Source organism: Promicromonospora thailandica (assembly GCF_024171955.1).
Taxonomy (GTDB): domain Bacteria; phylum Actinomycetota; class Actinomycetes; order Actinomycetales; family Cellulomonadaceae; genus Promicromonospora; species Promicromonospora thailandica.
This window is the reverse complement of the sequence record NZ_JAMTCS010000002.1, coordinates 427,095-440,852: the sequence shown is the minus strand read 5'-3', so window position 1 is coordinate 440,852 and position 13,758 is coordinate 427,095. Positions and strand designations below refer to the sequence as shown.

Genomic DNA, 13,758 nt, shown 5'->3' with positions numbered 1-13,758 from the left:
AGAACTGCAGCGCAAGTCTGCGGTTCTACCTCGCCACGGTTCTATCTCGCCACGGTTCTATCTCGGCGGGGCGAGTGTCAGCGGGTGGCGGCCGCCCGCTTCTTGTTCCAGACGTCGAACGCGACGGCCAGCAGCAGCACGACGCCCTTGACGATCTGCTGCGTGGACTGGTCCACGCCCATGAGCGACATGCCGTTCGACATGACGGCCATGATGAGGCCACCGACCATGGCGCCGGTCACGGTGCCGATACCGCCGGTCACTGCGGCGCCACCGATGAAGCAGGCCGCGATCGCGTCGAGCTCGAACATGTTGCCCGCGCCCGGCTGGGCGGCACTCGACCGCGCGGAGAACACGATGCCCGCGACGGAGGCGAGGAAGCCCATGTTCACGAACATCCAGAAGTTCACGCGCTTGACCCGCACGCCGGACAGCTGCGCCGCGGCGAGGTTGCCGCCGATGGCGTAGACGTGGCGGCCGAACACGCTGTGCTTGGTGACCAGCGTGTAGGCCATCACCAGCACGGCCAGGATGATCAGCACGGCAGGGAGACCGCGGTACGTGGCGAGGTTCCATGCGAACCACATGACGACGGCGGCGATCACCACGATCTTCAGCACGAACAGCGCCGGCGCCTCGACCGTCTGGTTGTAGGCGATCCGGGCCCGGCGGGTGCGCCAGGCGTTGTACGCGAAGCCGAGCACGCCGATCGCGAAGATGACGAGCGTGAAGGTGTCGTAGCCGTAGCCGCCGAGCAGGCCGTTGAAGAAGCCGGTGGCGATGCTCGTGTACTCGCTCGGGAACGGCGAGAGCGAGACGTTGTTCAGCACCTGGAGCGTGAGGCCGCGGAACAGGAGCATGCCGGCCAGCGTCACGATGAACGCTGGGATCCCGACGTACGCCACCCAGAACCCTTGCCAGGCCCCGACCAGCAACCCGGTGCCGAGCGCCGCGAGCACGCCGACCCACCAGGGCATGCCGTTCCGCACGACGACGACGGCGGCGATGGCGCCGGTGAGCGCGACCACCGACCCCACCGACAGGTCGATGTGCCCGCCGATGATGATGATCACCATGCCGATGGCGAGGATCAGGATGTACGAGAACTGCAGCACGAGGCTGGTGAGGTTGCGCGAGCTGAGGAGCAGTCCGTTGGTGAGCACCGAGAACAGCACGATGATCAGCACGAACGCGATGTAGATACCGCTGGTGCGGATGTTCCGGGTGAGCAGGTCCCGGATGTTGGCGATGCCGGTCATGCCTTCGTCTCCTGCGTCTCCTGGGTCATGAGGGCCATGAGTCCTTCCTGGGTGGCGGAGGGCACGTCGACCTCGCCGGTGATGCGGCCGAAGGCCAGGGTGTAGATGCGGTCGCAGATCCCGAGCAGCTCAGGGAGCTCCGAGGAGATGACCAGCACCGCCTTCCCGGCAGCGACCAGCTCGTTGATGATGGTGTAGATCTCGTACTTGGCGCCGACGTCGATGCCGCGGGTGGGCTCGTCGAGGATCAGCACCTCGGGCGCGGTGTACAGCCACTTGGACAGCACGACCTTCTGCTGGTTGCCGCCCGAGAGCTTGCCCACCTCCGTCAGCACGTTGGGGGTGCGGATGTTCATGGACGCGCGGTACTCCTCCGCGACCTTGAGCTCCTCGTTCTCGTCGACGAAGCCGTTCTTCGCCAGCTTGCCGAGGCCCGCGGCGGAGATGTTGCGGCGGATGTCCTCGATGAGGTTGAGCCCGTACTGCTTGCGGTCCTCCGACACGTACGCGATACCCGACCGGATGGCGGCGGGCACGCTGTGCACGTCGATCTCCTTGCCGTGCAGGTACGCCTTGCCGCTGATGTCCCGGCCGTAGGACCGGCCGAACAGCGACATCGCGAGCTCGGTGCGGCCGGCGCCCATCAGCCCGGCGATGCCGACGACCTCGCCGGCCCGGACGTTCAGGCTCGCGTTCTCGACGACGACGCGCCCGGGCTGGGTGGGGTGGTAGACCGTCCAGTCCTCGACGCGGAGCACCTCCTCGCCGGGGTGCGACTCACGGTCGGGGTAGCGGTTGTCGAGGTCACGACCCACCATGCCGCGGATGATGCGGTTCTGGACCGCCTCGGACGACTCGCCGGCCGTGGCCATGTCGAAGGTCTCGATCGACCGGCCGTCGCGGATGATCGTGGTGCGGTCCGCGATCTCGGCGATCTCCGCCAGCTTGTGGGAGATCATGATCGAGGTGATGCCCTGCTCCTTGAACTGCCGGAGCAGGCCGAGCAGGTGCTCGGAGTCGTTGTCGTTCAGCGCCGCCGTCGGCTCGTCCAGGATGAGCAGGCGCACGTCCTTGGAGATCGCCTTGGCGATCTCCACGAGCTGCTGCTTGCCCACGCCGAGCGCGGAGATGGGCGTCGTCGGCGACTCGCTCAGGCCCACCCGCGCCAGCAGCGCGGACGCCTCGGCGTTGGTCTTGTTCCAGTCGATGGCCCCGCCCGTACGGCGGCGCTCGTTGCCGAGGAAGATGTTCTCGGCGATCGACAGGTACGGGACGAGGGCGAGCTCCTGGTGGATGATCACCACGCCCCGCGCCTCGGAGTCGTTGATCGTGCCGAACTGGGCGGTCTCGCCGTCGAGCACGATGTCACCCTCGTAGGAGCCGAACGGGTAGACGCCCGACAGCACCTTCATCAGGGTGGACTTGCCCGCCCCGTTCTCGCCGCAGATCGCGTGGATCTCGCCCCGGCGGACGGTGAGGTTGACGTCCTGGAGCGCCTTGACCCCAGGGAATGTCTTGGTGATGCCGCGCATCTCGAGGATGTCGGTCGGCGCCGAATCGGCCATGCCAGTCCTTGTCGCGTACTTGTCGCCAATAGTGATCTTGCGGGAGCCGACCCGTCGGCCCCGGCCCGGCCGGCCGGTGGTCGCGCGCCCTTGGGAGCGCGACCACCGGCAGGCGGGGCCGGGGCGTCAGCCGGGTCGGCCGGACCTACGAGGCGTCAGGCCTTACTCGTCGACCTGACCCGTCGAGACCTCTTCCTCGGTGAGGTAGCCGGAGTCGATGAGCTCCGCCTCGAGGTTGTCCTTCGTGACGATCACCGTGGGCAGCAGGTACGACGGCACGACCTTCACGCCGTTGTCGTACGTCTCGGTGTCGTTGGCCTCGGGCTCCTCGCCCTGCAGGTAGGACGTGGCCGCGGTGACGGCCTGCTCGGCCAGCAGACGCGTGTCCTTGAAGATGGTCGAGTACTGCACGTCGTCCTGGATCAGCTTGGCCGACGCCGCCTCGGCGTCCTGACCGGTGACGATCGGCATCGCGAGGTCGCCCTTGCCGTAGCCGGAGTTCTCCAGCGCCGTGATGACACCGCGCGAGAGCACGTCGGCCGGGGCGAGCACGCCGTCGACCGTCACGTCACCCTTGGTGTAGGTCGAGGTCAGCAGGTCCTCCATGCGCTTCTGCGCACGCTCCTGCTCCCAGCGCTGGATGGCGACGGTGCCGAAGTCGGTCTGCTCCGACGGCACGACGAGCGTCTCGTCGTCGAGGTACGGCTGGAGCACCGACATGGCGCCGTCGTAGAAGAACCCGGCGTTGTTGTCGTCGGGCGAGCCCGCGAAGATCTCGATGTTGAACGGGCCCTCGGGCGCGTCAGCGGCCTCCTCGCCGTTCTCGTCGAGGATGCCCAGGCCGGTCAGCAGCGAGGTGCCCTGCTGCACGCCCACCTGGTAGTTGTCGAACGTGACGTAGAAGTTCACGTTCTCCGAGTCGCGGATCAGGCGGTCGTAGGAGATCACCGGGATGTCCGCGGCGGCAGCGGCCTCGAGCTGGCTGCCCAGCGCGGTGCCGTCGATCGAGGCGATGATGAGCGCCTCGGCGCCCTTGTTGATCATCGCGTCGATCTGCTGCTGCTGGGTCGGGATGTCGTCGCCCGCGAACTGCAGGTCGACGTCGTACCCGGCCTCCTCCAGACCCGACTTGACGGCGTTGCCGTCCGCGATCCAGCGCTCGTACGTCTGGGTCGGCATGGCGACGCCGACCAGGCCGCCCTCCTCGCCGTCCCCGCCACCGGCACCGGCACCGCCGCCACCGCCGGCACCGCCACCGCCGCACGCAGCGAGCGACACGGCCACAGCGCCCGTCGCCAGCGCGGCCATACCGCGCTTGGCCCACAGCTTCCTTGCCATGACTTCTCCTCTTCGAGTGTGTGCCCGGGCACGTCTCTGCGACCCCGGCCGACTTCACTTTGTGAACGCAACAGATTGTGATCGCTCACAAGGCAGTTGGTCAAAACCGTGCCGGGTGAACGCCGCCACGAGCGATGACGGAGTTCACCGTAGCCGGGGTCGGCGACGAGCATCGGGAACCACTGGGATGGTTACGGCATCGATACCGTCAAGGGCTGGCACCGCCGGCCGGGCAGCGTGGGTCTCACGCCCGGGCGGGCGCGGCCGCCACCGGCTCGGTGCCGCCGTGCTGCACGCCGACGACCGAGCCGTCCTCGCCCGTCGACTCCCTGCCGACGATGCGCGAGTCCGGCACCACCCGCCGGAAGGGCGCCGGGTCGCCCGATGCCCCGATCCGCTCGACGAGCAGGTCGACGGCGGTCTGGGCGATCTGGTCCCGCCCCGGGTCCACCGAGGACAGCGCAGGCACGGCGAAGCGCGCGTCGTCGACGTCGTCGAACCCGATGAGCGCGACCTGCCCCGGCACGTCGACCCGGTGCGCGTGCAGCGCGTGGAGCGCGCCGAGGGCCAGGGCGTCGTTGAGCGCGAAGACGGCGTCGAAGTCGACGCCGTCGTCCAGCATGCGGCCCACGGCCTCCGCGCCGGTCGACCGGTGCCACGGGACGGCCTCGCGCACGAGCGCGGGGTCGTAGGACAGGCCCGCCTCGGCCAGGCCCTCCCGGTAGCCCTCGGTGCGCAGCGCGGCCGACCCGGCCCGCTCCCCCTCGTGCGCCCCGATCACCGCGATCCGGCGGCGGCCCAGCGACGCGAGGTGCAGCGTGGCGGCCTTGGCCGCGGCCACGTTGTTCATGGTCACGTGGTCGGCGGGCGCGCCGAAGACGCGCTCCCCGAGGATCACCAGCGGGAAGTCGACGGAGAACAGCCCGAGGTCGTCGGGGCCGAGCGCTAGCGGCGAGAAGATCAGGCCGTCGGTGAGGTGCCTGCGCCGCCCCGAGAGCACCTCGGTCTCGCGCTCGCGGCTCGCGCTGGTCTGCTCGATGAGCACGGTCCAGCCGGCGGCGTCGGCGGCGGAGATGACGGCGTCGGCCAGCTCCGCGAAGTACGGGAGCGAGAGCTCGGGCACCGCGAGGGTGATCAGCCCCGTGCGCCGGGTGCGCAGGTTTCGCGCGGACATGTTGACGCGGTAGCCGAGCTCCTCGATCGCGGCCTCGACGCGCTCCTTGGTGGCCGCGCGGATGTACGGGTACCCGTTCACCACGTTCGACACGGTCTTGATGGAGACGCCGGCGCGCTGCGCCACGTCGTGCATCGTCACGGCCACGCTGCCTGCCTCCGCTCCGCAAGTTTGTCCACAGGGTAGAGGACGGACCTCGCCGCCGCGTCGGCCATCGGCTACTGTGCAACGTTGTAGAACAGCCCCCACCGACCAGCGAGGAACAATGACGACCTCCCGCACCCGCGTCCTGCTGCACCCCGACTTCACCGTCGGCACCGTGGACCGCCGCCTGTTCGGCTCCTTCGTGGAGCACCTGGGCCGCGCCGTCTACACGGGGATCCACGAGCCGGGGCACCCGGCGTCCGACGAGCACGGGTTCCGCCGTGACGTCGCCGACCTGACCCGCGAGCTCGGCGTGACGACCGTCCGGTATCCCGGCGGCAACTTCGTGTCGAACTACCGCTGGGAGGACGCGGTGGGGCCGGTCGAGCAGCGCAAGCCGTTCCTCGACCTGGCATGGCGCACCGTCGAGCCCAACCTCGTGGGCACGGACGAGTTCCTGCAGTGGGCCGAGCGCGAGGGCATCGAGCCGATGATGGCGGTCAACCTCGGCACGCGGGGCGTCGAGGAGGCCGTCGCGCTGCTGGAGTACTGCAACGGGGAGGCGGGCACGCGCTGGGCCGACCTGCGCATCGCCAACGGCCGCGAGGAGCCGTACGGCGTCAAGCTCTGGTGCCTGGGCAACGAGATGGACGGCCCCTGGCAGATCGGCCACAAGGACGCGCACGAGTACGGCAGGCTGGCCCGCAACACGGGCGCCGCGATGAAGCTGGTCGACCCGACGATCGAGCTGGTCGTGTGCGGCTCGTCGTCCATGCAGATGGAGACGTTCGGCGCGTGGGAACGCACCGTCCTGGAGCACACCTACGACGTGGTGGACCACGTGTCCATGCACGCGTACTACGAGGAGGTCGACGGCGACCGCGCGTCGTTCCTCGGCTCGGGCACCGCGATGGACCGGTTCATCGAGCGGGTCGTGGCCTCGGCCGACGCCGTCGGGGCGCAGCGCCGGTCCGACAAGAAGATCACCGTGAGCTTCGACGAGTGGAACGTCTGGTACCTCACCACGCGGTTCCCGGGCGAGGAGAACCTGCCGATCCAGCGCGACGCTCCCCGCATCATCGAGGACGTCTACTCGGGGCTCGACGCCGTGGTCGTGGGAGACCTGCTGGTCACGCTGCTCAACCACGCCGACCGCGTGCCCGTCGCCTGCCTGGCCCAGCTCGTCAACGTCATCGCGCCGATCATGACCGAGCCGGGCGGTGAGGCCTGGCGGCAGCCCACCTTCCACCCGTTCGCGACGACGGCGCGGCTCGCCCACGGCGAGGCCCTCGACCTGCGCGTGTCCACCCCGGCCATCACCACCGCGGCGCACGGCGACGTGCCCTCCGTGACGGCGGCGGCGACCCTGGCCGACGGAGCCCTCGCCCTGTTCCTGACCAACCGCTCGGCCGAGCCGGTCGAGGTCGAGCTGGCGCACCTGGGCGCGTCGCTCGACGTCGCGGAGGGCTGGACCATGACCGCCGACCACGAGGCCGCCGTCGCCGGGCCGGAGCACGCGCGGAAGGTCGCGGCGGAGCACTGGGGCGCGTTCGACGTCGCGACCCGGGTCGCGACAGGCGACGGCACGACGACCACGGTGACGCTCGCGCCGGAGTCCTGGACGGCGCTGTCGGGCACCCTGGCCTCGCCGAAGTAGAACCTCCGCCGAAGTAGAACTGCAGCGAGATAGAACCAGGGCGAAATAGAACTGCAGCGAAGTAGAACTGCAGCCGGGCTCCGGTTCTATCTCGCTGCAGTTCTACTTCGCTGCAGTTCTACTTCGCTGCAGTTCTACTTCGGCGGAGGGGGTCAGGGTTCGCTGTCGAAGCCGAAACCGCCGTCGGCCTCCGCCGCACGCCAGAAGTCGCGCAGCATCTCCTCCGGCGTGTGCAGGTTGTGCCGGCTCGCCACCGGTTCCTCGTCGCCCGAGATCGCCTTGACCTCGTCGTGGATGCGTTCCATCGAGGTGTCGAGCGACCAGGCGACGTCGGAGGCGAGCTTGAGCGAGTCGGTCAGGTGGCGGGGCACGTCGCCGTCGTACTTGTAGTAGATCTTGTGCTCCAGGCTCGCCCAGAAGTCCATCGCGATGGTGCGCAGCTGGATCTCGACGATGACCTTCTCGACCCGGTCGGACAGGTAGACCGGGATCTGCACGATGAGGTGCAGCGACTTGTACCCGGTGGCCTTCGGGTGCTTGATGTAGTCGCGCTCCTCCAGCAGGGTCAGGTCCGACTGCGCCAGGAGCATGTCGCGCACCAGATAGATGTCGTTGACGAAGCTGCAGGTGATCCGCACCCCGGCGACGTCGAACATCTGCTCGCGCACGCCCTCGGGCGTCAGCGGGATGCCCTTGCGCCGGCACTTCGCGACGATCGACTCGAAGGACTTGAGCCGCGATCCCACGTGCTCCACGGGGTTGTAGTTCTGCATGTGCCGGAACTCGTCCCGCAGGATCGTGATCTTGGTCATGACCTCGTCGATGCCGAACTTGTAGGTCAGCACCAGACGGCGCAGGTCGGCGACCAGCTGGCGCAGCTCGGCGGGATCAGGCACAGGACGTTCCCGGACGTCCTCGGGCAGCTTGCTCACGGGACCACCGTACGGGCTGACGGTGGTCCCGTGGGTGCGAAACCCGCACCCGTGGCGACCCTAGGTGCGGCGCAGGCTCAAGGCCCGCTGGAGCAGCACGAAGACCAGGAGCAGCACGCCGATCACGATGCGGGTCCACCAGGAGCTCAGCGTGCCCTCGAACGTGATGATGGTCTGGATCAGCCCGAGCACGAGCACGCCCAGCACCGAGCCGAGCACGAACCCGGTGCCGCCCGTGAGCAGCGTGCCGCCGATGACCACCGCGGCGATGGCGTCGAGCTCCATGGCCACGCCGGTGAGCGAGTAGCCGGACCGCGAGTACATCGCGAACAGCAGGCCGCCGAGCCCGGCGCACGTGCCGCTCACCACGTAGGCGAGCACCTTGGTGCGGGCAACGGGCAGGCCCATGAGGAGGGCGGACTGCTCGCCCCCGCCGATGGCGTACACGGTGCGCCCGAACCGCGTGAGGTGCAGCACCAGGAAGGCGAGGCCGAGCACGATCAGCGCGATCAGCACGCTGGACGTCATGCGCCACTGGCCCGCGATCTGCACCCAGCTCGCGAGCCCCACGAAGGCCGGGTCGCCGATGGCGATGGACTCGGGCGCGATGAGGAAGCACAGCCCGCGGGCGAAGAACATGCCGGCGAGCGTGGCCACGAACGGCTGCACCTGGAAGTAGTGGATCATCAGGCCGTGCGCCAGGCCGATCACGGTGCCGACGCCGACGGCGAGCGGGAGCACCACGGGTACGGGCCAGCCCGCCTGCAGCAGGGCCGCGGTGACCACGGTGGACAGCGCGAGCACGGCTCCCACCGACAGGTCGATGCCGCCGGTGAGGATGACGAAGGTCATGCCGACCGCGAGCACCACGAGGTGCGCGTTGTTGATGAACAGGTTGGACACCACGGCGGGCGTCAGGAAGTTGTCGTACCGGGTGCCGCCCACGACCAGCATGAGGGCGAGCACCACGAACGTGCCCAGCACGGGCAGGTAGCGCCGGTCGAGGCGCACCGGCAGCGCCGCCGTCCAGCGAGCGGGGGCCGACGTCGTCATCCGGCCGTCACCTCCGTCGGGTCGGGGCGCGCGGCGGGCCGCTGCGCACCGGTGGTGGGCCGCCGGCGCACCGCGGTCAGCCGCTCCCGCATGCGAGGCGACTGCAGCAGCGTCACCGCGATGACGACCAGGGCCATGAACAGGGGCGTGACCAGCGGCGAGATGCCCAGCACGGTCACCGTGCGCTCGAGGGTCGCGATGACCAGCGCACCCACCAGGGTGCCGGACAGGTTGAACTTGCCGCCCGAGAGCGCCGTGCCGCCGATCACCACCGCGAGGATCGCGTCGAGCTCGATGAACAGACCGGCGTTGTTCGCGTCGGCCGCCATGGTGTCGGCGCTGATCAGCAGGCCCGCGAGCCCGGCGAACAGACCCGACGCGGCGTACACGGTCCAGGTCAGGGTCCTGGACCGTACGCCGGACAGTCGGCTCGCGGCCGGGTTGATGCCCGTGGCCTCGAGCAGCATGCCGAGCGCGGTGCGCCGCACCACGTACGCGACGACGGCGAACACACCGAACGCGAGGACGGCGGCCGTGGGCAGCCCCAGCCAGAACCCGGAGCCGAGCACCTTGAACGGCGCACTGTTGACCGTGGTGATCATGCCGCCCGTGATCAGCATGGCGACGCCGCGCCCCGCCGTCATCAGGATGAGCGTGGCGATGATCGGCTGGATGCCGAGCACGGACACCAGGAACCCGTTCCACACGCCCAGCACCAGGCACAGCGCCAGCGCCAGGCCGATCGCGGTGAGCACGGTGCCGGGGGCGGCGGGGTCCGGCGCCGACGCGAGGTGCGACAGCGCGACGGCCCCCGAGACGGCCACCACGGCGCCGACGGACAGGTCGATGCCGCGGGTGGCGATGACCAGGGTCATGCCGAGCGCCACGAGCAGCAGCGGCGCCGTCGTGCGCAGGATGTCGACCGGCGCCCCGAAGAGGTGGCCGTCCCGTACGGTGACCGCGAGGAAGCCGGGGCGGGCGACCGTGTTGGCGACCAGCAGCGCGACCAGGGCGGCCACCGGCCAGAACAGGTGATGCCGCAGCACGTCCCTCATGCCGCACCACCTCCGGCGATGAGGTCGACCACCCGGTCCATCGAGGCGCCGTCCCCGTCGATCTCGGCCACCTTGCGCCGGTCGCGCAGCACCGCGATGCGGTGCGAGATGCGCAGCACCTCCTCCAGCTCGGCGGAGATGAAGACGACGGACATGCCGTCCGCCGCCAGCTCCGCCACGAGCTTCTGGATCTCGGCCTTGGCCCCGACGTCGATACCGCGCGTCGGCTCGTCCAGCACGAGCAGCCTCGGGGCGGTGGCGAGCCACCGGGCGAGCAGCACCTTCTGCTGGTTGCCGCCCGACAGGTTGCGCAGCAGCGCCTCCGGGTCGGCGGGCCGGATGCCGAGCCGCTCGATGTACCCCGCGACCAGCTCGTCCACCTGGCGGCGGGGCAGCGGCCGCATCCAGCCGCGCTCGGCCTGGAGCGCGAGCACGATGTTCTCCCGCACGGTGAGGCCGTCCACGACGCCCTCCCCCTTGCGGTCCTCCGACGTGTACGCGATGCCGTGGCCCATCGCCACGCGCGGGTTCCGCAGCCGGGTCGGCCGCCCGGACACGCGGGCCTGTCCGACGTCGGCCCGGTCGGCGCCCGTGAGCAGGCGCGCCAGCTCGGTGCGCCCCGAGCCGAGCAGGCCGGCGAGCCCCACCACCTCACCCTCGTACAGGTCGAGGTCGAAGGGCTGGACCGATCCCTTGCGCCCGAGGCCCACCACCTGCAGCAGCGGCGTGGCGCCCGCCGGGCGCTCGGCGCGCTCGGCTGCCTCCTCGGCGGCCTCCAGGACGTCCATGGACCGGCCGATCATGTGCTGCACGAGCTCGGCGGCCGGCAGGTCGGCGGTGACGAACTCGCCGACCAGGCCGCCGTTGCGCAGCACCGTCATCCGGTCGGACACCTCGTAGACCTGGTCCAGGAAGTGGCTCACGAACAGGATCGCCACGCCCTCGTCCCGCAGGGAGCGCATGACGGCGAACAGGTGCGCCACCTCGTCGGCGTCGAGGCTGGAGGTGGGCTCGTCGAGGATGAGCACCTTGCAGTCCCCGACCGTGGCCCGGCAGATGGCGACGAGCTGCTGCACCGCGAGCGAGTGCGACCCGAGCGAGGACGCCGGGTCGATGTCGAGGCCCATCCGTCGCAGGTGCGCCGCCGCCTGGCGGCGCATCGCCCGCCAGTTCAGACCACCCAGCACGCGCGGCTCCGCGCCGAGCATGATGTTCTCCGCGACGGTGAGGTTCTCGCAGAGGTTGACCTCCTGGTACACGGTGCTGATGCCGTGGGCCCGCGCGTCCGCCGGCCCGCTGAACCGGTGCTCCGCGCCGTCGACCAGGATGGTCCCCGCGGTCGGGGAGTACACGCCGGTGAGGGCCTTGATGAGGGTGGACTTGCCCGCGCCGTTCTCGCCCATGAGGGCGTGGATCTCGCCGGGGCGCAGGTGGAGATCGACCCCGTCGAGGGCCGTCACCGGCGGGAACTCCACGGTGACGCCGGTCATCTCGACGACGGGCGGTGGTGTCTGCTGGGTCATCCTCGACCTTCTGTCAGCCGGGCGAGTCGGGACGGCACGCGCACGCGGAGCGCGCCGCCCCGGCCCTCGGGTCTGTGCGTCAGTACTCGCGGGTGGGCAGCGCTTCCTTCGCGGCCTCCTGGTCGAACGCCTGGTCCTCGACCACGATCCGCTTCTCGACCTCCTCGCCCGCGACGACCTTCTTGGCGATCTCCGCCAGGTCCGGCCCGAGCAGCGGGTTGCACTCGACGATGTAGTTGATCTTGCCGTCGACGAGCGCCTGCATGCCGTCCTTCACGGCGTCGACGGTGACGATCTTGATGTCCTCGCCCGGGGTCATGCCCGCGGCCTCGATGGCCTCGATGGCGCCCAGCCCCATGTCGTCGTTGTGCGCGTAGACGAGGTCGATGTCGTCGTGCTTGTTGAGGAAGCCCTCCATGACGGTCTTGCCCTCGGCCCGCGTGAAGTTGCCGGTCTGGCTGTCGATGATCTCGAGGTCCGAGCCCTCGATGGCCGACTCGAAGCCCTCCTTGCGGTCGATCGCCGGTGCCGCACCCGTGGTGCCCTGCAGCTCGACGACCTTGTAGCCCTCGCCGTCGTACTGGTCGACGACCCACTCGCCGGCCATCTGACCCTCCTTGACGAAGTCGGAGCCGATGAACGACTCGTACAGGCTCTCGTCCTCGGAGTCGACGGCGCGGTCCGTGAGGATCACGGGGATGCCGGCGTCCTTGGCCTCCTGGAGCACCGCGTCCCACCCGGTCTCGACCACCGGGGAGAAGGCGATGACGTCCACGCCCTGGGTGATGTAGGAGCGGATCGCCTGGATCTGGTTCTCCTGCTTCTGCTGCGCGTCGGAGAACTTCAGGTCGAAGCCGTTGTCCGCGGTCAGCGTGTCCTGGATGGACTTGGTGTTGGCGGCGCGCCAGCCGGACTCCGCGCCCACCTGGGAGAAACCGAGCGTGATGACGCCGTCGTCGGCCCCGCCACCACCACCGCCCCCGGTGCCGGACCCGGCGTCGGAGGCGCACGCGCCGAGCGTGAACAGGGCTGCCGCCGACACCGCCGCGAGGACGGAACGGGTGAGGGTAGTGCGTGCCATGTCTCCTCCTTGAGATCCCCGCACGGCGTCGTGCGGGTGCGAGCTGCGTGGTACCCACCTGGAATGTTAGCGCTCACAAAGTGCCAACAGATAGTGCGCGGCGTCACATTCGGGTAACGAGTGTGCCCCTTTTTCGCCCGCACGGGAACAGGATCACCACAACCGGTTCAACGTTGCGTCGATCCGCCGCGCAGGGGAGCCGGTTCATCCCGGGGGCGGATGTCCCGCACGGCCATCGATGGTCTGCTGGAGGCACGACGACGCGCCACAGGAGGACCCGTGCAGCTCAGCCTCGCCGAGGAGTACCTGCTCCTCGCCCTCGACGACACCTCCGGCCGCCCGCTGCTCAGCACGCAGTACCTTCAGCTCGGGCTGGCGGGGGCCGCCGCGGCCGACCTCGCGCTGCACGGCGTGCTGACCGTGTCGGACGGCACGGACGGCGGCCGCAAGGGCCGGTTCCGGTCGACCGGCCGCGCCGCGCCCGCCGACCCGGTGCTGCGTGACGTGCTCACGACCACGGAGGGCCGCACGCCGCAGGACGCCGTGGGGAAGGCCGGGCAGGGCACGACGGGCCGGCGCGTGCGCGAGACCCTGCTGGACCGGCTGGCCGCCGGCGGGGTGCTGCGCGCCGAGCAGGCGAAGGTCCTCGGGCTCTTCCCGACGACCAGGTGGCCCGCGCATGACGCGGCGCCGGAGGCCGCCGTCCGCGCCCGCCTGCTCGACGCGCTCATCGGCCGGACGGCGCCGGACGAACGGACCGCCGCCCTGGTCTCGCTCCTGCTGGCGACCGACCTGGTGCGCAAGGTCTACCCGGACCAGGACCGCAGGGCGCTGCGGCGGCGCGCCAAGGAGATCGCGGACTCGCAGTGGGCGGGTGCCGCCGTCAAGAAGGCGGTCGACGCTCTGACGGCGGCCACGACGGCGGTCCTGGTCGCCACCACCTCGGCCACGAGCTGACCCAGCCTCACCCCGCCGAC

At 70.1% G+C, this 13,758-nt stretch carries 11 protein-coding genes; 2 read left to right on the top strand and 9 right to left on the bottom strand.

Going from position 1 to position 13,758, the window contains the following annotated elements:
• Positions 1-77: 77 nt before the first annotated feature.
• The 4 genes from mmsB to APR03_RS05070 form a co-directional block, all read right to left on the bottom strand.
• Positions 78-1,259, bottom strand: coding sequence for a multiple monosaccharide ABC transporter permease (mmsB, locus tag APR03_RS05085; RefSeq protein WP_253833362.1), 1,182 nt, complete (start codon positions 1,257-1,259; stop codon positions 78-80).
• A complete protein-coding gene (mmsA, locus tag APR03_RS05080) occupies positions 1,256-2,824 on the bottom strand; it encodes a multiple monosaccharide ABC transporter ATP-binding protein (RefSeq protein ID WP_253833361.1) in 1,569 nt (522 codons plus the stop codon). The genes mmsB and mmsA overlap by 4 nt, the downstream gene beginning before the upstream one ends.
• 162 nt (positions 2,825-2,986) lie before the next feature.
• Positions 2,987-4,162, bottom strand: a complete 1,176-nt coding sequence (gene chvE, locus APR03_RS05075; RefSeq protein ID WP_253833360.1) for a multiple monosaccharide ABC transporter substrate-binding protein — start codon at positions 4,160-4,162, stop codon at positions 2,987-2,989.
• A 244-nt stretch (positions 4,163-4,406) separates the two neighbouring features.
• Complete coding sequence (locus tag APR03_RS05070; RefSeq protein ID WP_253833359.1) at positions 4,407-5,483, bottom strand: LacI family DNA-binding transcriptional regulator; 1,077 nt, start codon at positions 5,481-5,483, stop codon at positions 4,407-4,409.
• Positions 5,484-5,601: 118 nt separating this feature from the next.
• Here APR03_RS05070 and arfA point away from each other — a divergent pair, with 118 nt between their 5' ends.
• Positions 5,602-7,137: an arabinosylfuranosidase ArfA gene (arfA, locus tag APR03_RS05065; RefSeq protein ID WP_253833355.1), complete on the top strand. Its 1,536-nt coding sequence runs from the start codon at positions 5,602-5,604 to the stop codon at positions 7,135-7,137.
• A 152-nt stretch (positions 7,138-7,289) separates the two neighbouring features.
• Here the strand turns inward: arfA and APR03_RS05060 are convergent, their stop codons facing one another.
• The 5 genes from APR03_RS05060 to APR03_RS05040 form a co-directional block, all read right to left on the bottom strand.
• On the bottom strand, positions 7,290-8,069 hold the full coding sequence (locus APR03_RS05060) for a GTP pyrophosphokinase (protein WP_253833353.1): 780 nt from the start codon (positions 8,067-8,069) through the stop codon (positions 7,290-7,292).
• Between the two features lie 60 nt (positions 8,070-8,129).
• Positions 8,130-9,122: a galactofuranose ABC transporter, permease protein YjfF gene (gene yjfF / locus APR03_RS05055; protein WP_253833351.1), complete on the bottom strand. Its 993-nt coding sequence runs from the start codon at positions 9,120-9,122 to the stop codon at positions 8,130-8,132.
• Positions 9,119-10,177 carry an ABC transporter permease gene (locus APR03_RS05050; protein WP_253833349.1) on the bottom strand — a complete coding sequence of 353 codons (1,059 nt, stop codon included), beginning with the start codon at positions 10,175-10,177 and terminating at the stop codon, positions 9,119-9,121. The genes yjfF and APR03_RS05050 overlap by 4 nt, the downstream gene beginning before the upstream one ends.
• Positions 10,174-11,700, bottom strand: coding sequence for a sugar ABC transporter ATP-binding protein (locus APR03_RS05045; RefSeq protein ID WP_253833347.1), 1,527 nt, complete (start codon positions 11,698-11,700; stop codon positions 10,174-10,176). Before APR03_RS05045 ends, APR03_RS05050 begins: the two co-directional genes overlap by 4 nt.
• A 79-nt stretch (positions 11,701-11,779) precedes the next feature.
• Complete coding sequence (locus tag APR03_RS05040) at positions 11,780-12,781, bottom strand: ABC transporter substrate-binding protein (protein WP_253833345.1); 1,002 nt, start codon at positions 12,779-12,781, stop codon at positions 11,780-11,782.
• Between the two features lie 279 nt (positions 12,782-13,060).
• Between APR03_RS05040 and APR03_RS05035 the strand changes: the two genes are divergently transcribed.
• Entirely contained in the window at positions 13,061-13,738 is a 678-nt protein-coding gene (locus tag APR03_RS05035; RefSeq protein ID WP_253833343.1) for a GOLPH3/VPS74 family protein, read from the top strand.
• Positions 13,739-13,758 lie beyond the last annotated feature (20 nt).

What these genes read in the sequence shown, in the direction of transcription:
- mmsB (WP_253833362.1), bottom strand. Translation starts at nt 1,259, where the DNA reads ATGACCGGCATCGCCAACATCCGGGACCTGCTCACCCGGAACATCCGC.
- mmsA (WP_253833361.1), bottom strand. Translation starts at nt 2,824, where the DNA reads ATGGCCGATTCGGCGCCGACCGACATCCTCGAGATGCGCGGCATCACC.
- chvE (WP_253833360.1), bottom strand. Translation starts at nt 4,162, where the DNA reads ATGGCAAGGAAGCTGTGGGCCAAGCGCGGTATGGCCGCGCTGGCGACG.
- arfA (WP_253833355.1), top strand. Translation starts at nt 5,602, where the DNA reads ATGACGACCTCCCGCACCCGCGTCCTGCTGCACCCCGACTTCACCGTC.
- yjfF (WP_253833351.1), bottom strand. Translation starts at nt 9,122, where the DNA reads ATGACGACGTCGGCCCCCGCTCGCTGGACGGCGGCGCTGCCGGTGCGC.
- APR03_RS05050 (WP_253833349.1), bottom strand. Translation starts at nt 10,177, where the DNA reads ATGAGGGACGTGCTGCGGCATCACCTGTTCTGGCCGGTGGCCGCCCTG.
- APR03_RS05045 (WP_253833347.1), bottom strand. Translation starts at nt 11,700, where the DNA reads ATGACCCAGCAGACACCACCGCCCGTCGTCGAGATGACCGGCGTCACC.
- APR03_RS05040 (WP_253833345.1), bottom strand. Translation starts at nt 12,781, where the DNA reads ATGGCACGCACTACCCTCACCCGTTCCGTCCTCGCGGCGGTGTCGGCG.